The 21,567-nt window shown below is 71.4% G+C and carries 17 protein-coding genes; 6 read left to right on the forward strand and 11 right to left on the reverse strand.

Annotated elements, in window-relative coordinates; genetic code table 11:
* Positions 1–17: 17 nt before the first annotated feature.
* The 3 genes from ptsP to dhaK are packed head-to-tail and all read right to left on the reverse strand — an operon-like array spanning position 18 to position 4,166.
* Positions 18–2,507 (reverse strand): phosphoenolpyruvate--protein phosphotransferase, encoded by a 2,490-nt coding sequence (ptsP, locus tag ABD716_RS10360; protein WP_344776525.1) that lies wholly within the window; start codon positions 2,505–2,507, stop codon positions 18–20.
* A 6-nt stretch (positions 2,508–2,513) separates the two neighbouring features.
* Entirely contained in the window at positions 2,514–3,164 is a 651-nt protein-coding gene (dhaL, locus tag ABD716_RS10365) for a dihydroxyacetone kinase subunit DhaL (RefSeq protein ID WP_344776527.1), read from the reverse strand.
* Between the two features lie 3 nt (positions 3,165–3,167).
* A complete protein-coding gene (dhaK, locus tag ABD716_RS10370; protein ID WP_344776529.1) occupies positions 3,168–4,166 on the reverse strand; it encodes a dihydroxyacetone kinase subunit DhaK in 999 nt (332 codons plus the stop codon).
* A gap of 122 nt (positions 4,167–4,288) precedes the next feature.
* On the opposite strand from dhaK, the gene ABD716_RS10375 reads away from it, so the two are divergent.
* Positions 4,289–5,053, forward strand: coding sequence for an IclR family transcriptional regulator (locus ABD716_RS10375; protein ID WP_344776531.1), 765 nt, complete (start codon positions 4,289–4,291; stop codon positions 5,051–5,053).
* 76 nt (positions 5,054–5,129) lie between these two features.
* On the opposite strand, the gene glpK is transcribed toward ABD716_RS10375, so the two are convergent.
* From glpK to ABD716_RS10390, 3 genes are all read right to left on the reverse strand, one after another.
* Positions 5,130–6,644: a glycerol kinase GlpK gene (gene glpK, locus ABD716_RS10380; protein ID WP_344776533.1), complete on the reverse strand. Its 1,515-nt coding sequence runs from the start codon at positions 6,642–6,644 to the stop codon at positions 5,130–5,132.
* A gap of 81 nt (positions 6,645–6,725) precedes the next feature.
* Complete coding sequence (locus tag ABD716_RS10385) at positions 6,726–7,475, reverse strand: MIP/aquaporin family protein (RefSeq protein ID WP_344777245.1); 750 nt, start codon at positions 7,473–7,475, stop codon at positions 6,726–6,728.
* A gap of 206 nt (positions 7,476–7,681) precedes the next feature.
* Positions 7,682–9,460 carry a glycerol-3-phosphate dehydrogenase/oxidase gene (locus ABD716_RS10390; RefSeq protein ID WP_425553436.1) on the reverse strand — a complete coding sequence of 593 codons (1,779 nt, stop codon included), beginning with the start codon at positions 9,458–9,460 and terminating at the stop codon, positions 7,682–7,684.
* Between the two features lie 32 nt (positions 9,461–9,492).
* On the opposite strand from ABD716_RS10390, the gene ABD716_RS10395 reads away from it, so the two are divergent.
* The 3 genes from ABD716_RS10395 (at position 9,493) to ABD716_RS10405 (ending at position 12,652) form a co-directional block, all read left to right on the forward strand.
* Complete coding sequence (locus tag ABD716_RS10395; protein ID WP_344776535.1) at positions 9,493–10,470, forward strand: sugar-binding transcriptional regulator; 978 nt, start codon at positions 9,493–9,495, stop codon at positions 10,468–10,470.
* 287 nt (positions 10,471–10,757) lie between these two features.
* A complete protein-coding gene (locus ABD716_RS10400) occupies positions 10,758–11,408 on the forward strand; it encodes a GntR family transcriptional regulator (RefSeq protein WP_344776537.1) in 651 nt (216 codons plus the stop codon).
* Positions 11,405–12,652 carry an MFS transporter gene (locus tag ABD716_RS10405; RefSeq protein ID WP_344776539.1) on the forward strand — a complete coding sequence of 416 codons (1,248 nt, stop codon included), beginning with the start codon at positions 11,405–11,407 and terminating at the stop codon, positions 12,650–12,652. Before ABD716_RS10400 ends, ABD716_RS10405 begins: the two co-directional genes overlap by 4 nt.
* Before the next feature lie 16 nt (positions 12,653–12,668).
* On the opposite strand, the gene ABD716_RS10410 is transcribed toward ABD716_RS10405, so the two are convergent.
* Positions 12,669–14,177 (reverse strand): CoA-acylating methylmalonate-semialdehyde dehydrogenase, encoded by a 1,509-nt coding sequence (locus ABD716_RS10410; RefSeq protein WP_344776541.1) that lies wholly within the window; start codon positions 14,175–14,177, stop codon positions 12,669–12,671.
* Positions 14,178–14,217: 40 nt separating this feature from the next.
* Here ABD716_RS10410 and ABD716_RS10415 point away from each other — a divergent pair, with 40 nt between their 5' ends.
* Positions 14,218–14,610 (forward strand): carboxymuconolactone decarboxylase family protein, encoded by a 393-nt coding sequence (locus ABD716_RS10415; RefSeq protein WP_344776543.1) that lies wholly within the window; start codon positions 14,218–14,220, stop codon positions 14,608–14,610.
* A gap of 123 nt (positions 14,611–14,733) precedes the next feature.
* Positions 14,734–18,096, forward strand: coding sequence for a S8 family peptidase (locus ABD716_RS10420; RefSeq protein WP_344776545.1), 3,363 nt, complete (start codon positions 14,734–14,736; stop codon positions 18,094–18,096).
* Between the two features lie 352 nt (positions 18,097–18,448).
* Here the strand turns inward: ABD716_RS10420 and ABD716_RS10425 are convergent, their stop codons facing one another.
* From ABD716_RS10425 to ABD716_RS10440, 4 genes are all read right to left on the reverse strand, one after another.
* Positions 18,449–19,363, reverse strand: coding sequence for a hypothetical protein (locus tag ABD716_RS10425; protein WP_344776547.1), 915 nt, complete (start codon positions 19,361–19,363; stop codon positions 18,449–18,451).
* 94 nt (positions 19,364–19,457) lie between these two features.
* Complete coding sequence (locus tag ABD716_RS10430) at positions 19,458–20,015, reverse strand: DUF2127 domain-containing protein (protein ID WP_344776549.1); 558 nt, start codon at positions 20,013–20,015, stop codon at positions 19,458–19,460.
* Positions 20,016–20,162: 147 nt separating this feature from the next.
* Entirely contained in the window at positions 20,163–21,047 is an 885-nt protein-coding gene (locus ABD716_RS10435) for a TIGR01777 family oxidoreductase (protein ID WP_344776551.1), read from the reverse strand.
* Between the two features lie 94 nt (positions 21,048–21,141).
* Entirely contained in the window at positions 21,142–21,561 is a 420-nt protein-coding gene (locus tag ABD716_RS10440; protein WP_344776553.1) for a VOC family protein, read from the reverse strand.
* Positions 21,562–21,567 lie beyond the last annotated feature (6 nt).

A 21,567-nucleotide genomic window follows, 5' to 3' on the forward strand; every position in this document is an offset into this window, starting at 1 on the left:
GCGCCCGAAGCCCGCGACTACGCCGTGCTCGAGAGCACCGCAGCGCCCGCCGCACGGGCCTCGCGCGGGCCCGAGGCGCCCGCCGCGGCCGCGGCCGCCGCCACGCACTGTTCGCGCGAGACCGCACCCAGCGCCGCCGCCACGGCGTCCAGAGCCCGCGGCGCCATCGACAGCGAGGTCGCCCCGAGGCCCACGAGCACCGGTGCGAGCGCCGGGTCGGACGCCGCCTCGCCGCACACCCCGACCGGCTTCCCGGCCGCCGCACCGGCGACCCCCACGAGGCGGATCAGCCGCAAGACGGCCGGCTGCCAGGCATCCGTCAACTCGGCGAGCGGACCCGATTGGCGATCGGCGGCCATCGCGTACTGCGCGAGGTCGTTGGTGCCGATGCTGACGAAGTCGACCTCGGCCAGGATCTCGTCGGCGCACAGCGCCGCCGCCGGGGTCTCGATCATCACACCCGCCTGCCTGAGACCGTGTGCGCGGCATGCCGCCGCGAAGTCCCGCGCCTCGGCGGCGGTCGCGATCATGGGCGCCATCACCCAGGCATCCGCGCCCTCGGCCTGTGCCGCGGCGGCGATCGCTGAGAGCTGCCGCTCAAGCACGTCAGGGCGAGCGCGCGCCGTGCGGTACCCGCGCACGCCGAGGGCCGGGTTCTGCTCACGCGCAGCCGGCAGGAACGCGAGCGGCTTGTCGGAGCCCGCATCGAGCGTGCGCACCACCACGTGCCGGCCGGGGAAGGCGGCGAACACCTGGCGGTAGGCGGCGGTCTGCTCGGCGACCGACGGCTCCTCGTGCCGGTCGAGGAAGACGAGCTCGGTGCGGAACAGCCCGACGCCCTCGGCGCGCGCGGCGTCGGCCGCTTCGGCACCGCCGGAGACGTTCGCGAGCAGCTCGATGTGGTGGCCGTCCGAAGTGCGGCCGGTGCCGTCGAAGGGCGCGACGTCGACGTGAGCGGATGCCTCGGCCACCCGCTCGGCAGAGGGGGCGACCTCGACCTCGCCGCGCGTCCCGTCGACCAGCACGGTGTCGCCGTCGCGCAGCTCCCGCGCGCCCGCCCAGACCACGGCCGGCAGCCCGAGCGAGCGGGCGAGGATCGCCGTGTGAGATGTCGGCGCCCCCGAAGCGGTGACGAGCGCGACGCACGGAGTCGTGCCGAGCAGCGCCGCATCGGCCGGGGCGAGCTCGTCGACCACGAGCACGAAGGGGTCGCTGCGATCGGGCAGCCCCGGGGCGATCGCCCCGGTCAGCTGCGCGACGATGCGGCCGCGCAGGTCGCGCACGTCGGCGGCGCGCTCGGCCATGGCGCCGCCCTGCGTCGTGAGCAGCTCGGCGAGCGCACCGAGCACGAGCCATGCCGCGCGTTCGGGGGTCGCCCCGAGGCGCGTGACCAGCTCGGCCGCCTGCTCGGGCAGCGCGGGGTCGGCGGCCAGCACCGCCGTCGCCTCGAGCACCGCGCGGGCGTCGCGGAAGCGCTCGTCGGTGAGGCGGTCGGCCCGCTGCGTGAGGCTCTGATGGACGGCTGCGAACGCAGGAGCGAGGGATGCCGCAGCCGCGGCCCGCTCGGACTCGGTCAGCGTCGCCTCGTCCGGCGGTTCGACCGCCGCGTCGGGCATGCGCACGACCGGGCCGACCGCTGTGCCGGGGCTGATCGGGATGCCGGGCCGGCCCGCCGAGCTCGGCTGTGCTGCCTCGGCCGGCGCCGCGGTCTCGCCGGCCGAGACGCGCGCAGCGGGAACAGGGCCGTCTTCCTCGCCGTCGAGCTCGCCGAAGCCGTCGGCGGCGAGCTGCTCGAGGTGGGCGAGTGCGGCCGCGGCATCCGTGCCCTCTGCGCTCGCCTCGACCTCATCGCCCTGGCGTGCGCCGAGCGTGAGCAGCGCGCTCATGCTCGCCGCGTTGGCGACCTCGGCGCCGGTGCGCCGATTGCGCAGCCGCACCGTGGCGTCGAAGCCCGCGAGCTCTGCGGCGAGGGTCGCAGCCGGGCGGGCGTGCAGGCCCGCGGGGTTGATGAGGGTGACGACAGCGGTCGCGGTCGGCGACGCGTCGGCGGGCGACGTCGCGGGCTGCCCGCCGGCGACCGCGGCGGACGACCCGGCCGGCTCGTCGCCCAGATGCGCCAGCTTGGGCGCGAGCGAGCCCTCTGCCTCGGCCGCGACGGCGTCGAGCGACGCGCCCCCCGCTGCGGTGACGAGCGCGGCGACGAGCCCCTCGACGAGCGGGGCGCTCGTGAGACGCACCGGGGCGTCCGACATCCGCAGCTCGAGCGCGAGCTCGGCGCTGATCACCGCCGAGCCGAGGTCGACCAGCACGAGCACGCCGTCGGGCGCCGCCTGGGCGACCTCGTCGATCGCGGCGGCGACGCGGGTGGCATCCGTGCCGAGTCCCCCGTCCTCCGTCCCTGCGGCGAGCGCGACACGCGGCGCGTCGCCGTGCACCATCTGCCCGGCGAGCTCGAGTGCCGCCTGGGCGAGCGCAGCGCTGTGCGAGACGACGACGATGCCGATCATCGCGGGCTACTCCGCCGCAGCGGAGCCCGCGAGCGTCTCGTCGAGCGCCTGGAACAGCAGCGCCGTCGAGGTCGCGCCCGGGTCGAGGTGCCCCGCGGAGCGCTCCCCCAGGTAGCTCGCCCGCCCCTTGCGCGCGACGAGCGGCTCGGTGGCGTCGCGGCCGGCCACGGCCGCCTCGAACGCCGCATGCGCCGCCTGCGCCGCGGTGCCCCCGCCCGCGGCGACGCCGTCGAAGGCGTCGAGCGCCGGGGCGAGCGCGTCGTACATCGTCTTGTCGCCAGCCTCGGCCTTCCCGCGCTGCAGCACCCCCTCGAGCCCGGCGCGCAGCCCCGCGCCGAGGGCCTCGGCGGTGACGGACGACTCGGCGCCGAGCGACGTGCCGAGCCGCAGGAAGAACGTGCCGTAGAGCGGCCCGCTCGCCCCGCCGACCGTCGACACGAGCGTCATGCCCGCGCGCTTGAACAGGTCGTCGACGGCGGTCGGCGGGGCCTCCTGCAGTTTCGCGACCACGGCCGCCATTCCGCGGTCCATGTTCGCCCCGTGGTCCGCGTCGCCGATCGCCGAGTCGAGCTCGGTCAGGTACACCCGGTTATCGGCGACGAGGCTCTGGAAGCGGCGCAGCCACTCGGTCAGCAGGTCCAGCGAGACATCCGCCACGGCTCAGGCCCCCCAGCGCAGGCCGGGCGTCACAACGGGCGCGTCCCACAGTCTCAAGATCTCGTCGTCGGCTCGCAGCAGCGTCAGCGAGCAGCCCGCCATGTCGAGCGAGGTGATGTAGTTCCCGACCAGCGGCCGGGCCACGGTCACACCGGCGGCCTCGAGCAGCTTCGCGACCTCGCCGTACATCAGGTACAGCTCGATGAGCGGCGAGCCGCCCATGCCGTTCAGCATCGCGATGACCGGCGCCCCCGTGAAGTCGAGGTCGGCGAGGATCGGCTCGACCAAGAGCTGGGCGATGTCGGATGCCGGCGCGAGCGCCTGCCGATGCCGCCCCGGCTCGCCGTGGATGCCGATGCCGATCTCCATCTGGTCGTCGGGCAGGTCGAACGTCGGCTTGCCCGCCGCGGGCACGGTGCAGCTCGTGAGCGCCATGCCCATCGAGCGGCCCGCCTCGTTCACGCGATGGGCGAGCGCGGCGACGGATGCCAGATCGCGGCCTTCCTCGGCCGCGGCGCCCACGATCTTCTCGAGCAGCACCGTGGTGCCCACGCCGCGCCGCCCTGCCGTGTAGAGCGAGTCCTGCACGGCGACGTCGTCGGCGACGACCACCGTCTCGACCTGCACGCCCGACTCGGCGGCCGCGAGCTCTGAGGCCATGTCGAAGTTCATGACGTCGCCCGTGTAGTTCTTCACGATGTGCAGCACGCCGGCGCCGGTGTCGACCGTCTTGGTCGCCTCCTGCACCTGGTCGGGCGTGGGCGAGGTGAACACCTCTCCGGCGACCGCGGCGTCCAGCATCCCCAGCCCGACATAGCCGCCGTGCAGCGGCTCGTGGCCGGACCCGCCGCCGGACAGCACGGCGACCTTGCCGGCCTCCTTGGGCGTCGCGCGGTAGACGATGCGGTTCTCGGGGTCGACCCTGACCTCGGGGTGCGCGGCGGCATAGCCGGCGAGCGAATCGGCGAGCACTCCGTCGGGAGTGTTGATGAGCTTCTTCATTGGAGCTTCTCTCTGGTATCCGGCTCACATTCGACATCGCCGAATATTCCGCGGCTACTATCGGGTGTCAAGCGCCCGCACGAATGTGCAGCCCGAGGCGCGTGCGTCGATGAGGAGGCACGGTGATTCAGGCGATCGACCGCGCGGCGCGGGTGCTGACGTCGCTGCAGGGGGCGCGCCATCTCGGCATCGCCGAGCTCGCTGCCGCCCTCGAGCTGCCGCCCTCGACCGTGCACGGCATCGTCAAGTCGCTGCAGAGCCACGGCCTGGTGGCGAAAGAGCCGCACGGCAACCGCTACATGCTCGGTCCGGCGCTGCTCAAGCTCTCGAACGTCTACCTCGACACGCTCGACGTGCGCGCCCGCGCGCTGCGCTGGACCGCCGAGCTCGCCCGGCGCAGCCGGTTCGCGACCCGGCTCGGCGTCGAGCTGTTCGACGAGGTCATCATCATCCACCACGACCCGCGGCCCGATGGCACCGAGCAGATGCCCGAGACGGGGCTCTCGATCCCCGCGCACGCCTCGGCGCTCGGGAAGGTGCTGCTCGCCTACAACGCAGAGCTCGCGCAGACGGTGCTGGGCAGCGGCAGCGGTGCCGCGCGGCAGCTGCGGGCCCTCACCGGCGACACCCTCACGAGCCCCCGCGAGCTCGAGCAGCAGTTCGGGCAGATCCGCGAGCGCGGGCTGGCCGACGAACTCGACGAGGCGGTGCTGGGCGAGGCATCCGTCGCCGCCCCCATCGCCGATCGCTCGGGCACGGTCGTCGCCGCGCTGTCGGTCGTGCTGCCGTCGAGCGACTGGCCGGCCGACGACGCGGTGCGCAACGCGCTGCGCGAGACCGCCCGGAACATCTCGAGGGAGCTCGGCGCGACCCGCTGGCCGAACTAGTTCCCGTTCCGGACGCGTGCGCCCACGGCCGCGGGCGCAGCTGACCGGAACGGGAACTAGTCGCTGCAGGTGCGGGCTACTTCACGTCCTCGTCGACCCAGTCGAAGGTCTTCGTGACGGCCTTCTTCCACTGGCGCAGCTGACGCTCGCGCTCCTCGGCGTCGAGCTGCGGCTCCCAGCGCTTGTCCTCCTGCCAGTTGGCGCGCAGGTCGTCGAGATTCGACCAGAACCCGACCGCGAGCCCTGCGGCATAGGCGGCGCCGAGCGCGGTCGTCTCGGCGACAACCGGGCGCACGACGGGCACGCCGAGGATGTCGGCCTGGAACTGCATCAGAAGGTCGTTCTGCGTCATGCCGCCGTCGACCTTGAGCTCTTCGAGGTCGACGCCCGAGTCGGCGTTGACCGCGTCGAGCACCTCGCGAGTCTGGAAGGCGGTCGCCTCGAGCACGGCGCGCGCGATGTGCCCCTTGTTGACGAAGCGGGTGAGGCCGACGAGCGCACCGCGGGCGTCCGAGCGCCAGTACGGCGCGAACAGACCGGAGAAGGCCGGCACGAAGTACGCCCCGCCGTTGTCGTCGACGGTCGCGGCGAGCTGCTCGATCTCGGGGGCGGAGGAGATGATGCCGAGGTTGTCGCGCAGCCACTGCACGAGCGATCCGGTGACCGCGATCGAGCCCTCGAGCGCGTAGTGCGGCTTCTCGTCGCCCAGGCGATAGCCGACGGTCGTGAGCAGCCCGTTCTTCGAGCGCACGATCTCTTCGCCGGTCTGGAAGATCAGGAAGTTGCCGGTGCCGTAGGTGTTCTTCGACTCGCCGGGCGTGAACGCCGCCTGGCCGAAGGTCGCCGCCTGCTGGTCGCCCAGGATGCCGGCGATCGGCACCTCGCGCAGCAGGCTCGACGACTCGACCTGGCCGTAGACCTCCGACGAGCTCTTGATCTGGGGCAGCATCGAGCGCGGCACGCCGAACACCTCGAGGATGTCGTCGCGCCAGTCGAGCGTCTCGAGGTCCATGAACAGGGTGCGCGAGGCGTTCGTGACGTCGGTCACGTGCACCCCGCCGTCGACGCCCCCTGTCAGGTTCCACAGCACCCAGGCATCCGTGTTGCCGAACAGCAGGTCGCCCGCCTCGGCCTTCTCGCGCGCGCCCTCGACGTTGTCGAGGATCCACTTGATCTTGGTGCCCGAGAAGTAGGTCGCGAGCGGCAGGCCCACGATCTCCTTGAAACGATCGAGGCCGCCGTCGCCGGCGAGCTCATCGACGATGTTCTGCGTGCGGGTGTCCTGCCAGACGATGGCGTTGTAGATGGGCTTGCCCGTGTTCTTGTCCCACACGACCGCGGTCTCACGCTGGTTGGTGATGCCGACCGCCGCGATGTCGTGCCGGGTGATGTCGGCGCGCGAGAGCGCCATGCCGATCACCTCGCGCGTGTTGTTCCAGATCTCGAGCGGGTCGTGCTCGACCCAGCCCGCGCGCGGGAAGATCTGCTTGTGCTCGAGCTGGCCGGTCGAGACGATCGACCCCTTCTTGTCGAACACGATGGCGCGCGTGCTCGTGGTGCCCTGGTCGATGGCGATGACGTAGTCGCTCATGTGGGATTGACTCCTTTGTCTGGTGTGACTTCGTTGACGTTGACGGCGGATGCCTGAGCCGGCCGCCTGAGAGGGGGTGCGCTACTTCCCGAGCGCCGGAAGCAGGACGATCGAGAGCCACCCGGCGAGCAGGCCGCCGATGACGGGGCCCACGACGGGGACCCAGGCGTAGCTCCAGTTGCTGCTGCCCTTGCCCGGGATCGGCAGGATCGCGTGGATGATGCGGGGGCCGAGGTCACGAGCCGGGTTGATCGCATACCCCGTGGGGCCGCCGAGCGACGCGCCGATGCCGACGACGAGCAGCGCGACGGGCAGGGCGCCGAGGGCGGCCAGGCCGCCACCCGCGGTGTTGTGGCCGAAGGCGATGACGACGAAGACCAGCACGAAGGTGGCGATGACCTCGGTGACGACGTTCCACGCGTAGTTGCGGATGCCAGGGCCGGTCGAGAAGACCGCCAGCTTGTTGGCCGGGTCCTGCTCGAGCTCATCGAAGTGCTTCTTGTATGCCAGCCAGCAGAGCACGGCGCCGATCATCGCGCCGATCATCTGGCCCAGGATGAATACGATGACCGACAGCGGGGTCACGTCGACCACCGCCCCCGGATTGCCGAAGGTCTTCGCGCCGCTCGCGACCAGGCCCAGCGTCACCGCCGGGTTGAGGTGCGCGCCGGAGGCGTACGCGGCCTCGACACCGGCGAAGACCGCGAGGCCCCAGCCGAAGTTGATCATCAGCGCGCCGCCGTTGAAGCCGTTCGTCTTGATGAGCACGACGTTGGCGACGACGCCCGTGCCCAGAAGCAGGAGCAGCGCCGTGCCGACGATCTCCGCCATGAAATCGATACCCAGATTGTCCACGTTGACCTTCCTCGGTGTTCTTGCCCGGCGGAGCCGGCGTGACGGCCCGGCGCGACGACTGGGTCGCGGGCCGCTGTTGGCACGCTAGCCAGGCCCTCGCGCACTCTTCAAGAACCGGCGGGTGCACATTCGTGCAATCTGCCGACTCTTCGGCCATGGCGAAGGCCGTTCGGGGCGCCTGGTCACGCGGCGGCGAGCCCGAGGTCGACGCCGTGCTGCTCGTACAGCTGCGTCGCGGCATCCTTCAGCTCGTCGTCGCGCCGTGCCTCGTCCCAGCCGAGCTCGGCGGCGATCACGCTCGCGATCTCGGTGACGCCCTCACCCGTCGCAAGCCCGCGGAAGGCGATGCTCGTGCGCCGAGTCAGCACGTCGATGAGGTGCACGACCTGCTCCTCACGGGCGATGAAGGCGATCTCACCGCGGCTGTAGCCGGGCACCGACGCGAGCGGCTCGTCCTCGGCGCCGAGGGCCTCGATGATGCGCGCGGCCTTGGTGCCGTAGCGGTTGAGCAGCACCCGCGCGCGCTCGGCGCCGACGCCGCCCGCGTGCTGAGCACCCCAGGCCGCCTTGCCCTCTGGGGTCGTCGGGTAGTCGACGCCGCCGCCGATCGCGACGCCCTCGGTCGACCGACGCCGCGAGCGCCCGAGGCGGGCGAGCGTCTCGTCGGCGAGCTGCTGGCCGAGCGCGCGGAACGTCGTCCACTTGCCGCCGACGAGGCTCAGCACCTTCGTTGCGCCGAGGCCGGGGATCGGGGAATCCACGATCCGGTAGTCGCGCGAGACGAAGCCGGGCTGCGTGTCGTCGTGTCGCGGCAGCGGCCGCACGCCGACGAAGCGGTAGATGATCTGCGAGCGGTCCACGGGGACGGACGGGAACACGTCCTTCACGAGGTCGAAGAAGTAGTCGATCTCGTCCTCGGTGACCTCGATCGGCTGCGTCATGTCCTGCTCGAGGTCGGTCGTGCCGATGATCACCTTGCCGTGCAGCGGGTAGACGAGCACGATGCGGCCGTCGCGGTGCTCGAAGAACAGCTCGCGGCCGGCGCAGGCGCGGAACAGCTCGGGGTTGTCGACGACGATGTGCGAGCCCTTCGTGCCGCCCATGAAGCGGGTGGCGGCGCCGAGCGCCTGGTTGGTCAGGTCGGTCCACGGGCCCGACGCGTTGACCACGACGTCTGCGGTGAAGTCGAACTGCTCGCCAGAGACGTTGTCGCGCAGCTGCACCTTGCCGTCGGCGGCGCCGGTGGCCTCGACATAGTTCACGGCGCGGGCGCGCTCGCCGCCCGCCGCGACGCCGTCGAGCAGCACGTCGAGCGCGAGCCGCTCGGGGTTCACGAGCGAGCCGTCGTAGTAGGTCGTCGTGTACTTGACGTTCGGGTTGAGCTTGGGCAGCGCCTTGAGCGAGGCGCGCTTGCCGATGAAGCGGTGGCGCGGCACGACGCCGCCCCCGCGCGAGAACGAGTCGTAGATCGTCAGGCCGACCTTGATGAGCGCGGCGCCGCGCTCCTTGGGCTTTCCCTGCCTGTGAGTCAGCATCCGCAACGGCGCGGAGGTGATGCCCGAGAAGGTCGAGAAGATCGGGATCGTGGTGGGCAGCGGCTTCACGTAGTGCGGCGCGATGCGCAGCAGCCCGTTGCGCTCGTTCACGGATTCCTTGACGAGGCGGAACTCGCCGTTCTCGAGGTAGCGGATGCCGCCGTGGATCATGTGCGAGCTCGCGGCGGATGCCCCAGAGGCCCAGTCGCTGCGCTCGATCAGCACCACGTCGACGCCCTGCATGGCGAGATCGCGGAAGGTGCCGATGCCGTTGATGCCGCCGCCGATGATGAGGACCTCGGCGTGCGGGCGGGCCTTCAGCGCGGCGAGCTGCGGGCGCTCGGCGGAGTGGGCGGGAGAAGAAATGCTGCTGTTCTCTGTCACGGATTCACCTCTGCTATCTACTGTGGCGACTGCTTGCAGCATTGGGCGAAGCAGGAGAGGCTATTTGCACAAACGTGCACAACCCGGAGGTGCCCACGGACCGCAAGACACAGGAAGCGCTGACGGCCGCCAACCTGTACTACCTGCAGGACCTCACGATGGAGGCCATCGCCGACGAGATGCACACCTCGCGGTCATCCGTCTCGCGCCTGCTCAGCTATGCGCGCCAGTCGGGCCTCGTCACGATCACGGTCCGCTCGCCCGAGGAATCCGTGCCCTCTCTGCAGAAGGAGGTCGACGAGCGCTTCGGCATCGCGAGCCTGATCGTGCCCGTGCCCGCCAATGTCAGCGAGATCGACCGGCTCGAGCGCGTCGCCATCGTCGCGGCGCGCTCGCTCGATCGGTTCATCGACTCGAGCATGACGGTCGGCATCGCGTGGGGGACGACGATCAGCGCGGTCTCGCGCCACCTCGTGCCGCGCAAGCTGCACAGCGTCGAGATCGTGCAGCTCAACGGCGCCGGCAACCAATACACGACCGGCGTGGTCTACGCGAGCGAGCTGCTGCGCCGCTTCGGCGAGGCGTTCTCGGCCGTCACGCACGAGTTCCCCGTGCCCGCGCTGTTCGACCACCCGCGCACGCGCGAGCTGATGTGGCAGGAGCGCAGCATCCGGCACATCCTCGAGATCCAGCACCGCATGGAGGTCGCGGTGTTCGGACTCGGCGCACCCTTCTCAGACGTGCCCGGCCACGTCTACTCGGGCGGCTACCTGAACGCCGCAGACTACAAGGCGCTGGATGCCGCGAAGGTCGTCGGCGACATCGCGACGGTGTTCTTCCGCGAAGACGGCACCTGGAACGACATCCCCCTCAACCGCCGCGCGAGCGGGCCCGACGTCAGCCTCATCAAGCGCACCGCGCGGCGCGTGTGCATCGTCGCGGGGCGGTCGAAGGTGCGCAGCCTGCACGGCGCACTCAACGCGGGGCTGATCACCGACCTCATCATCGACGAGGCGACCGCCTTCGCTCTGCTGCAGGAGACCGGCGGCTGATCGCGCCCGCCGAGCGCGCCCTCTGAGCGCGCCGGAATCATGCGGATGCATGGTTGTGCGACATTTGTCGCAATACCCCCTTTTCTGGGGCCAGCTCCTCCCGTACCCTGAAGGTGCCGTGTCGGATGGCTCGTCGACTCCATGTGGGGAGGCAAGCGGCGACGCGTTCCCGATGCAGGCGTGCAAGGGGCCTGGTGGAAGGTGTTCGGGTCACCTTCCCCCAGGCCCTTTTCTTGTGCTCGCGCACCTTTGCACGCGTCGTTGCATGCAAGGCGTAGACTCGAAGGATGAGCGCTGCCTCCCCCGCCCCAGACCCCGGCTCCGCCGCCGATCGGGCATACGAGTACACGAAGGACGCGATCATCCGCGGCGAGCTCGAATCGGGCGCGATGATCAGCGAGAGCCTCGTCTGCCAGGCACTCGGCATCAGCCGCACCCCCGTGCACGAGGCGTTCCTCAGGCTCGACACCGAGGGCTTCCTGACGCTGGCGTCGCGCAAGGGCGCGATCGTGCGCCCGATGTCGCCGCAGGAGTCGCTCGATGTGCTCGAGATGCGCGAGGCGGTGGAATCCTCCGCCGCCGCGCGCGTGATCGCCGAGGGCCGCTCCGCCGAGCTGAGCGAGACCCTGCAGCCCCTGCTCACCCAGCAGGAAGAGGCGCTGCAGGCGGGCGACCTCGACCGCTACGCCACCGCCGACGACGACTTCCACACCGCGGTCGTCGCCGCGTCCCGGAACCCGATCGCCATCCACTTCGCCCGCATGCTGCACGACCGGCAGCACCGGCTGCGACATCAGCTCTACCGCGTCGCGCCCGAGCAGATCGAGACCGGCCTCGCCCAGCACCGCCGCATGGCCGAGGCGCTGGCCGCAGGCGACGCCGCGGCGTACCGCACGGCGCTCTTCGAACACGTGTCGCTGCATCGGGGCGCGCTGTGAGCACGGAAGTCATCGACGTCACCTCGGCGGCGCACGCGGATGCCGCGCCGGCGCGGCGCCGGCGCGCCTGGCTCGCGCTGTGGGGCGCCGTGCTCGTGTGCTCGTGGGGCGGCAACCAGTTCAGCCCGCTGCTCCTGATGTACGAGAACCGCGACCACTACTCGGCGCTCACGGTGAACGCCTTCCTCGGCGTCTACGTTCTCGGGCTCGCCCCCGCGCTGCTCGTCTCGGGATCGCTCTCTGACCGGCACGGGCGCCGACCCGTCATGCTCGTGGGCCTCGCGGCGGCGATCGCGGGAAGCGCGCTGCTCGCGTTCGGGCCGTTGGGCGCGGGATTCCTCGCCGCCGGCCGCCTGCTCTCAGGGGTGACTGTGGGCGTGGCGATGGCGGTCGGGAACGCCTGGATCAAGGAGCTCTCGAGCCCGCCCTACGACGGCGCGGATGCCGGCGCGGGGGCCCGGCGCGGGTCACTCGCCTTCACGGTCGGCTCGGGCGGCGGCGCCGTGGTCGCGGGGCTCCTCGCCCAGTGGGGCCCACTGCCCGAGGTGCTGCCCTTCCTGCTGCACATCGCGGCGTGTCTGCCGTTCGTCTTCATCGTCGCCCGCCTTCCCGAGACACAGCGCGCCGGCGGGCTGCCCGGGCCGTGGTGGCGACAGCTCGCGATTCCGAGCGCCGGGCACCGCCGGTTCCTGCGCGTCGTCGCGATCGCCGCGCCGTGGATCTTCGCCGCGGCCGGCATCGGCTACGGCTACCTTCCGACGGCGCTGCGCACGGCGACCGGCTCGTGGGGGCTGGTCTTCGCCACCGCCGCGACGGCGGTCGCCCTCGGGGTGTCGAGCCTCATGCAGCCGATCGCGAAGCGCCTGCACTCCGTCGACTCCGCCCGCGGGCTCGCGAGCGCGGTCGGCCTCATCGTGATCGGGATCGCGGCCGTCGGCGTGGCCATCTGGCAACAGTCCATCTGGATCGGCCTCGCGGCGAACCTCGTGCTCGGCGCCGGCATCGGCGTCGCGCTCGTGTCGGGGCTGCTCGAGGTGCAGGCGATCGCCGGCGCGAAAGACCTCGCGGGCCTCACCGGCGTCTTCTATGCGATCGCGTACGTGGGATTCCTCGCACCGGCCGTCATCGCCGCGATCGCGGCCGTCGCGCCCGTCCTCGCGATCCTCGCCGTCGTCGTCGCGCTCGGCCTCGCGAGCTGGGTCATGATCTCGGCCGCATCGCGGAAGCACCTGCCCACGCACTGACGGCCTGCGCCGCGACTCAGTTCTGCGGGAAGCCGAGGTTGATGCCGCCGTGGCTCGGGTCGAGCCAGCGGCTGGTGACGGCCTTGAGCTGGGTGAAGAACTTCACGCCCTCTGCCCCGTGCGCCTTCGTGTCGCCGAACAGCGAGTCCTTCCAACCGCCGAACGAGAAGGTCGCAACCGGCACCGGGATCGGCACGTTGATGCCGATCATGCCGACCTGCACCTCGCGCTGGAAGCGCCGTGCCGCGCCGCCGTCGTTCGTGAAGATCGCCGTGCCGTTGCCGAAGGCACCCGAGTTGATCAGCTCGACGCCCGCCTCATAGCTCGGCACGCGCACGACCGACAGCACCGGGCCGAAGATCTCCTCCCGATAGACGCGAGAGCTCGTCGGGACCTTGTCGATGAGGGTCGGCCCGAGCCAGAATCCGCTCGCCTCGCCATCGACCTCGACGTCGCGGCCGTCCACGACGACGCTCGCCCCGTCGGCCACCGCGATGTCGATGTAGGAGGCCACCTTGTCGCGGTGCTCGCGCGTGACGAGCGGGCCCATGTCGCAGCCGCGACGGCCGTCGCCGATCTTCAGCGTCGCGATGCGCTCGCTGATCTTCTCGACCAGGGCGTCGGCCACCGGCTCGACCGCCACGACGACCGAGATCGCCATGCACCGCTCCCCCGCAGAGCCGAACCCAGCGTTCACGGCGCTGTCTGCGGTGAGGTCGAGGTCGGCATCGGGCAGCACCAGCATGTGGTTCTTCGCCCCGCCGAGCGCCTGCACCCGCTTGCCGTTCCTCGTGCCGTTCTCGTAGACGTAGCGCGCGATCGGCGTCGACCCGACGAACGAGATCGAACGCACGTCGGGGTGCTCGAGCAGCCCGTCGACCGCCACCTTGTCGCCGTTCAGCACGTTGAAGACCCCGTCGGGAAGGCCCGCCTCACGCCACAGCTGCGCGAGCCAGAGCGCGGCGCTCGGGTCCTTCTCGCTGGGCTTCAGCACCACCGTGTTGCCCGCAGCGATCGCGATCGGGAAGAACCAGGCGGGCACCATCGCCGGGAAGTTGAACGGCGAGATGATGCCGACGACGCCGAGCGGCTGCCGGATCGAATAGACGTCGATGCCGGTGGATGCCTGCTCGCTGAACTCGCCCTTGAGGTGATGCGCGAGACCGCACGCGAACTCCACGACCTCCTGACCGCGGCTGATCTCGCCGAGCGCGTCGGAGAGCACCTTGCCGTGCTCGCTCGTGATGATCTCGGCGAGCTCCTGCTTCCGCGCGTCGAGCAGCTCGCGGAACCGGAAGACCACCGCCTGCCGCCGGGCGAGCGAGGTGTCGGCCCATGCGGGGAACGCCGCCTTCGCACTCGCGACCGCCGCATCGACCTCGGCGCCGTCGGCGAGCGCGACCCGCTTCGTCGCGACGCCGAGAGCGGGGTCGTACACCGGCGCCGTGCGGCCGCTGCTCGACGCGTAGTCGGCTCCGTCGATCCAGTGCCCGACGATGGGCAGGGTGGCTTCAGCTTCCGTCATGAGACGAAGGTTACGACCTGGGACGTGACGGTTGCGTTTCGTGGGTGATGATCGTGAGGCATCCGTCATTCACCAACGTGCAGGAGACAACGTGACCGGCTACCTCGACAGCGACGACAAGAAGTACACCCGCGTCTACAAGGAGCAGACGCCCGACATCCTCAAGGCGTTCGCCGACTTCGACAACGCCGTCTTCGCCGCAGAGGGGCGCGAGATCCCCCTCAAGTACCGCGAGCTGATCGCGCTCGGCGTCGCCCTCACGACGCAGTGCACGTATTGCATCGACGGGCACTCGAACAACGCGGTCAAGGCAGGCGCCACCGAGGCAGAGCTGGCGGAGGCCGCGTGGGTCGCCGCGGCGATCCGGGCGGGCGGGTCGTACGCGCACGGGCGCCTCGCGTTCAAGCTCACAGAGGGCGCGCACCAGCACTGACCGAAGCCGACACACAGCTGTTACACAACGGCGCCCCCGAATCCACTAGCGTCACTTCCCATCTGCGTGCCCCGCCTGGGGCACAACTCGGAACTCGCACCCGAGACCTAAGAGGAGAAGTGAATGAATCCACGGTCCGCACGCCGCTGGAGAACACTCGTGACCGGCGTGGCGTCATGCGCGGTCCTGGTGTCCCTCGGCATGTCCGCACCCGGCCTCGCGGCCACGGGCGCACCCGCGGCGCCCGTCGCCACCCCGCATGCGGATGCCGCGAAGCTGAAGCTCGCGCCTGAGCTGCAGTCGGCGCCCGGCACGAAGCGCAGCACGGTCTTCGTGCAGCTCTCGGGCGACGGAGCCGTCGATGCCGGCACGGCCGGAGCCGCGAAGACGCGGCGCAGCGACGTGAGCAAGGCGGCCGGGGCCGCGTTCGCCGCGGCGAAGGCGAAGGATGCCAAGGCCGCGCAACTGTTCACCGTGAGCAACGCCGTTCCGGGCTTCGCCGTCACGGCCGACAGCGCCGGCATCGACGCCATCGCGGCGCGCACGGACGTCGTGAAGATCACGCCGCTCACGCCGAAGACGCTCGAGAACGCCAGCACCGCACAGCTCACCAAGGCGGTGAACGAGTGGCAGGCCGGCAACCTCGGCAAGAGCGTCAAGGTCGGCATCATCGACACCGGTGTCGACTACACGCACGCCGACTTCGGCGGCGCGGGCACCGTCGCCGCATGGGACGCCGCCCACGCCGACTCGGCCGGCGCATTCACCCCGACCGCGAAGGTCGTCGGCGGCTACGACTTCGTGGGCGACGACTACGACGCGAACCCGCAGAACGCGACCTATCAGCCGATTCCGCACCCCGACACGAACCCCCTCGACTGCAACAGCCACGGCACGCACGTCGCCGGCACGATCGGCGGCTACGGCGTGAACGCCGACGGCTCGACGTTCCGCGGGGACTACGGCTCGCTCACGAGCGACGACCTCTACGACATGAAGGTCGGCCCGGGCATGGCGCCGCTCGCGTCGCTGTACGCGCTCAAGGTGTTCGGCTGCGCCGGCTCGACCGACGAGGTCATTCCCGCGCTCGACTGGGCGCTCGACCCGAACGGCGACGGCGACTTCTCCGACCACCTCGACATCGTGAACATGTCGCTCGGCTCGGATTACGCGCCGGCCGACGACCCTGAGAACGCGGTCATCGACACCCTCGCCGCACACGGCGTGCTGCCCGTCATCGCGATGGGCAACGCGGGCGACATCACGGATGCCGGCGGGTCGCCGGGCAACGCGGTGCGCTCCGTCGCCGTCGCGTCGACCGTCGATGCATACCAGCTGCGCGACGGCATCAAGGTGAACGCACCCGCGGACCTCGCGGGCACCGCCGACGGCCAGTTCTCGATCGCCTACCCGTGGCTCGGCTCGTCGCCGGTGACCGCGCAGGTGGTGGCGAGCCCCGCCGACAACGCCGACGGCTGCGCCGCCTACAGCGCGACCGACGCAGCAGCCATCGCCGGCAAGATCGTCTGGCAGTACTGGGACGACAACGACTCGACCCGCGCCTGCGGCTCGGCTGCGCGCGGGGCCAATGCCGCCGCGGCCGGCGCAGTCGGGGCGATCTTCACCTCGCAGCTCGACGTCTTCGCTGCGGGCATCACGGGCGACCCGACGATTCCGATCATCCAGCTGCCGAAGGCCCAGACCGACCGACTTCAGCCGGCCGTCGACGCCGGAACGCTGAACGTGACGTTCGACCCGGCGCTGCAGGCATCCGTTCAGTCGGTCACGCCGGCCATCTCGGACACGCTCAGCTCCTTCAGCTCGCGCGGCACGCACGGATCGATCGGCGTCGTGAAGCCCGACCTGGCCGCCCCGGGCGACACCATCGCCTCGGCCGGAATGGGTTCGGGCAGCGGCGTGCTCGTCGACTCGGGCACCTCGATGGCCACCCCGAATGTCGCGGGCATCGCGGCCCTCGTCAAGGTCGCGCACCCGAAGTGGACGACCGAGCAGCTCAAGGCCGACCTGATGAACACGGCGGGCCACGACGTGTACGCGGGCGACGGTCAGACGGGCCCGATCTACGGACCCGCCCGCGTCGGTGCCGGGCGAGTGGACGCGAAGGCCGCCGTCGACAATGACCTGCTCGTCTACGACAAGGACACCGCCGGCGCGGTCTCTGCCTCGTTCGGTGTCATCACGGCGCCGGTCACGAGCAAGACGGTCACGCAGAAGCGCACGCTCACGGTGCAGAACACGGGCCGGTCGGCCAAGACCGTCTCGCTCTCGTACGAGGCGATCACGGCCGAGCCCGGGGTGCGCTACACGGTGTCGCCGTCGCGTCTCACCGTCGGCGCAGGTCGCTCGGCGACCGCCACTGTCACGGTGACCGTCACGCCGAGCCAGCTGAAGAAGACGATCGACCCGACCCAGGACCCTGAGGCCGGGATCGGCGTGCCGCGCTCCTTCGTCTCCGATGCGTCGGGCCGCGTGCTCGTCGCCGAGGCCGGGAAGACGGCGCTGCGCGTTCCCGTCTACGCGGCGGCCAAGCCGACCTCGGCCACCTCGACCAAGGTCGTGACCTCGGGGCGGGGCTCGTCGGCGACGTCGTCGTTCGCCATCTCGGGCCGCGGCTTCGACCAGGGCTCGGGCACCGAGAAGTTCCAGTCGCTGGCATCCGTTCTCACGCTGGGCGCGACGAGCCCGCGCGAGTCGGCGTGCACCGACACGCAGACGAGCGGATGCCTCGGCGTGCCGTCGGACGGCGCGGGCGACCTGCGCTACGTCGGTGCCGGGTCGTCGCCCTCGGCGAGCGGTTCGTATGCGGACGGCTGGCTCTACTTCGGCGTGAACACGTGGGGCCAGGGGGCGACCATCGGCCACGACGTCGTCCCCTACGTCGACATCGACACGACCGGCGACGGCGTGCCCGACTACGAGGTGGCGGCGCTGTACTACGACTCGACCGACGTTCCCGTCGCCGAGCTGTTCGACTACGCCACCGGCGCACTGGTCGACATCGAGCCGATCAACGTGAACTGGGGCGACGTCGACACCAACGAGTACGACACCGACACCCTGCTGATTCCGGTGTGGCCCGCCGCGATCGGTGTGACGGACGACGCAACGTCGTTCCCGATCACCTACGCGGTCGGAACGGCGGGCAGCTACACGAGCGGCGACATCGACCGCTCGGCCGCCGTCACCTACGACGTCGTCGACCCGGCTGTGTCGGTGACCTCGCCGCTCTACGCCGACCAGGCCGGCACGTCGATCCCGTTCCGGCTCGGCGCGGACGCCACCTCGGCCACCAAGGCGCTCGTGCTGCACCTGCACGGCGCCCCGGGCAAGCGCGCCGAGGTGGTGAGCCTGAGCGGCGGCTCGCACAAGCCGACCCCGCCGGGCAAGAAGCACGGCAAGGGCTCGCTGCCGCCGCACAGCAAGTGGGGGTACCCGCACTTCGGTGGCGGCCACTCGCGCGGCTAGGTGATTCGCCGGCCGCCTGACACGATGGGCGGCCGGCGCGGCGGGCCTCGGACTCCAGGAGTCCGAGGCCCGTCGCCATGTGCCCGGCGCCGCGCCGAGACGACCCGTGATGCGGCATCCGGCGCCGATTCGCACACCTGGGGTCGTCTCGCCGCCGCAAGGCACCCCGAGACGACCCCAACCGCCGCAATCCCACCGCGAAACCGCACCTCGAGTCGTCTCACCGCCGGAAGGCGCCGCGAGACGACCCCAACCGCCGGAATCCCACCCCAGAACCGCACCTCGGGTCGTCTCGCGGCCCGGGACGAGGGGGGAGGATTCCTGTCGCGCCGGGCGCGGCCGCGGCATCCGCTCAGCCCCGCCACCCGTTGGCGACGAGCGCCGCGCGCACCATGCGCTCGACGTCCTCGGCCGTGTGGTGCCGGCGAATGCGCACGATGGTCCAGCCGAGCCGCGACAGGGTGTTGAACCGGTCGACGTCGATGATCGACTGCGCGTCGGCGTGCCAGCGCTCGCCCTCGTACTCGACGAGGGTCATGTACTCGTCGTACACGAGGTCGCCGATCGCCACCCGCTTCCCGCGCGCGTCGTAGATGTCGCGATTCCGCGCCGGTTCGGGCAGCCCGGCGCGCAGCAGCACGAGTCGGACCCAGGTCTCCTTCGGCGACCACACGTTCTCGCGCAGCTGCGGCAGCGCTTCGCGCAGCAGGCGGGCGCCCCGCCGGCCGCCGTGCGCACGCACCACCTGCTCGAGTCGCTCACGAGAGGCGAGCCGCACCGGCTGGTCGGAGATGATTCGGTCACCGGCCTGGATCAGCTCGTCGAGCGTCAGCACCGTCGCAAGCTCGCACCACAGCTCGGCGGGCTCGCGAACCTCGTGCCCGTTGAAGTTCCGGGTCGCGGCGCCGGGTGCGCAGTGGCCCCGAACATGTCTGCCGCGAGGGCGCAGCTTGGGTGTCGGCGCGCTGACGTGGACCTCAAGCACCTCGAGGCGCCGCGGAACGGGAACCCCCAGAATGCGCGCTGCCGTCGCGCCGCTGAAGAACCACCCCTTCGGCAGCTTCGCGCGGTAGGCCTGGCACAGGATCCAGAACTTCCGCTCGGGCGATGCCTCGCGAAGCAGCGCAAGCGGCACGCGCACCGCCCGGAACGTCGCCGTCAGGTCGCGAGCGCGCAGCCGCCCGCGTGGGATGCCGTGCGCATCGGCCTGGTGAACAGAGAACGGGGCCGCCTCAAGCGCAGGCGGCAGCGGCGTCGGATTTCGCATGCCGGCGAGTGTCGCCGAGCACCTCGGTGCGGCCATGAGCGCCTGGGGCGAATCGTGCACAGGGTGGGCAGCTCGCGGCCTGTGCTGGGGAAGATCACTCCGTCTGCCCGCGGCGGAGCAGCCAGTCGACGGTTCCACGCGCGGTCTCATGCAGGGTGCGGCCTCTGCGCCACTCGCGCCAGGTGAGCCAGATGATCACGGCGTCGAGCGCGGTGAGGATGCCCACGCCGGCCCCCGGAGCCGTGAACAGCTCATAGACCTGGAAGACCAGGAACAGCACCAGCACCAGGAGCGCCCAGGGGTACACGCGGCGCGAGCCGAGCAGGAGCGCGATGACGACCGCGAGCTTCACCGCGCCGTGCACCAGCAGGTAGGCGGCGAGGAAGGCCGCCGCCGCGGAATCGAGCTGCGCCGCCCCGTGCAGCGCGCTGGTGGCGATCAGGTCGCCCGGGTCCTGCGCGAGCTCGTGCGCGAACAGCGCTCGTGTGGCGCCGAGGATCTGCCCAGGGGTGACGAACAGCAGGACTGCTCCGGCAGCGAACTCGAACAGCCCGTCGATGCCTTTGACCACGACACCGATCAGGAAGACGAGGTCGAGCAGGCGCTCGCGCACGGGAGTCACCCGGCGGGTGCCCGCCTCTGTCACGCTCATGGGCCCAGGGTGCGGCGGTGCCTCCAAGATCCGGCTCAGAATTGCCGATGGGTCGTTTCGCGGCCGCGGGCCCCCGCGAAACGACCCCACGTGCGGGAATACGCCCCTGATTCGGCACCACGGGTCGTCTCGCGCGCGCCGGCAGGGCTACGACGCGCGAAGCGCGGCGAGCGCGTCGGCGAGGGTGCGGTCGCGGAAGCGGAAACCGCTCTCGATCAGCTTCGCGGGGACCTGCAGCTGGTCGGCGAGCAGCAGCTCGCGCGCAGCGTCACCGAGCGCGAGCGTGAGCAGGGAAGCCGGCGCCGGCAGCCAGTACGGGCGCTTCTCGTCGCGCGCGATCGCGCACACCAGCTCACCCGCCGTCGCCGGCGTGGGCCCGGCGAGATTCACCGGCCCCTCGAGCCCGTGGTCGATCAGGTGAACGAGGGCGGATGCCTCATCGTGCAGGCTGATCCAGGGCCAGTGCTGCCGACCGCTGCCCAGGGGGCCGGCCACGCCGAGTCTCGCGAGCAGGCGCAGCGGCTTCACGGCGCCGCCGTCGCCGATGACCACCCCGGTGCGAGCGAGAGCCACACGGGTGCCGGGCTGAGCCGCGGCGTGCGCGGCCGCCTCCCAGCTGCGGACCACATCGGCGAGGAATCCCTCGCCCTCCTGCGACACCTCGGTCAGCCGCTCGCCGGGCCGCGAGCCGTAGATGCCGACGGCCGACCCGTTGACCAGCACGGGCACGCCCGCCGCGCGCACGCCGCGCGCGATCGTCGCGGTCGCGTCGATGCGCGACTTCAGGATGCCGTCTTTGCGCGCCCGGGTCCACGGCAGGCGGCTGATCGAGGCGCCCGCGAGGTTCACGACGGCGCCCGCGCCGGCGAGCGCGGCGGGGTCGAGGTCGCCGGATGCCGGGTCCCACGCGCGCTCGTCGAGGGTGCGCGCCGCACGCCGCACGAGCCGCACGACCTCGTCGCCGCGCTCGGTCAGCTGACGGGTGAGCTCGGTGCCGATCAGACCGGAGGCGCCGGCGATGACGATGCGCATGGTCCATCGTCGCACTCGCGCCTGCGGTCGCGCGGCGCGCGGCGCGCAGCGCGCGCCGCCCAGCGCCCAGCGCCCAGCGCGCCGCCCGGCGCGCTCACCCGGCCGTCGCGTACGGCCGATCCCTGAAGCGCTCGACGGCGTCGGCGGTCTCGGGGGTGAAGAGGCCGACGAGGTTGCGGTCGGGGTCGCGCAGGAAGAAGACGCGGTTGCCCCACGGCATGAGCGCCGGCGCCGTGACGAACTCGAGCCCCGCCTCGCCCAGCCGCACGTACTCGGCATCGACGTCGTCGACAAGGAACTCGAAGATCGCCGAGCGGTTGGCGGCGGGCTCGGCCGCGCCCGGTGCGAACACCGGCACCGTGCTCGCATGGCCGATCGCGAACGTGGCCGTCGGCGTGACGAGCTCGGCGAACACCGGTGCGGGGCGGATCGCGGTCACGCCCGTGACCAGTTCGTAGAACGCGACCATGCGGTCGAGGTCGGCCGTGACGACGCGGGTGGAGACGAACTTCATGACTCT

Source organism: Gryllotalpicola kribbensis, assembly GCF_039538245.1.
Lineage (GTDB): Bacteria > Actinomycetota > Actinomycetes > Actinomycetales > Microbacteriaceae > Gryllotalpicola > Gryllotalpicola kribbensis.

What these genes read in the sequence shown, in the direction of transcription:
- ptsP (WP_344776525.1), bottom strand. Translation starts at nt 2,507, where the DNA reads ATGATCGGCATCGTCGTCGTCTCGCACAGCGCTGCGCTCGCCCAGGCG.
- dhaK (WP_344776529.1), bottom strand. Translation starts at nt 4,166, where the DNA reads ATGAAGAAGCTCATCAACACTCCCGACGGAGTGCTCGCCGATTCGCTC.
- glpK (WP_344776533.1), bottom strand. Translation starts at nt 6,644, where the DNA reads ATGAGCGACTACGTCATCGCCATCGACCAGGGCACCACGAGCACGCGC.
- ABD716_RS10385 (WP_344777245.1), bottom strand. Translation starts at nt 7,475, where the DNA reads ATGGCGGAGATCGTCGGCACGGCGCTGCTCCTGCTTCTGGGCACGGGC.
- ABD716_RS10390 (WP_425553436.1), bottom strand. Translation starts at nt 9,460, where the DNA reads ATGCTGCAAGCAGTCGCCACAGTAGATAGCAGAGGTGAATCCGTGACA.
- ABD716_RS10400 (WP_344776537.1), top strand. Translation starts at nt 10,758, where the DNA reads ATGAGCGCTGCCTCCCCCGCCCCAGACCCCGGCTCCGCCGCCGATCGG.
- ABD716_RS10410 (WP_344776541.1), bottom strand. Translation starts at nt 14,177, where the DNA reads ATGACGGAAGCTGAAGCCACCCTGCCCATCGTCGGGCACTGGATCGAC.
- ABD716_RS10420 (WP_344776545.1), top strand. Translation starts at nt 14,734, where the DNA reads ATGAATCCACGGTCCGCACGCCGCTGGAGAACACTCGTGACCGGCGTG.
- ABD716_RS10425 (WP_344776547.1), bottom strand. Translation starts at nt 19,363, where the DNA reads ATGCGAAATCCGACGCCGCTGCCGCCTGCGCTTGAGGCGGCCCCGTTC.
- ABD716_RS10430 (WP_344776549.1), bottom strand. Translation starts at nt 20,015, where the DNA reads ATGAGCGTGACAGAGGCGGGCACCCGCCGGGTGACTCCCGTGCGCGAG.
- ABD716_RS10435 (WP_344776551.1), bottom strand. Translation starts at nt 21,047, where the DNA reads ATGCGCATCGTCATCGCCGGCGCCTCCGGTCTGATCGGCACCGAGCTC.
- ABD716_RS10440 (WP_344776553.1), bottom strand. Translation starts at nt 21,561, where the DNA reads ATGAAGTTCGTCTCCACCCGCGTCGTCACGGCCGACCTCGACCGCATG.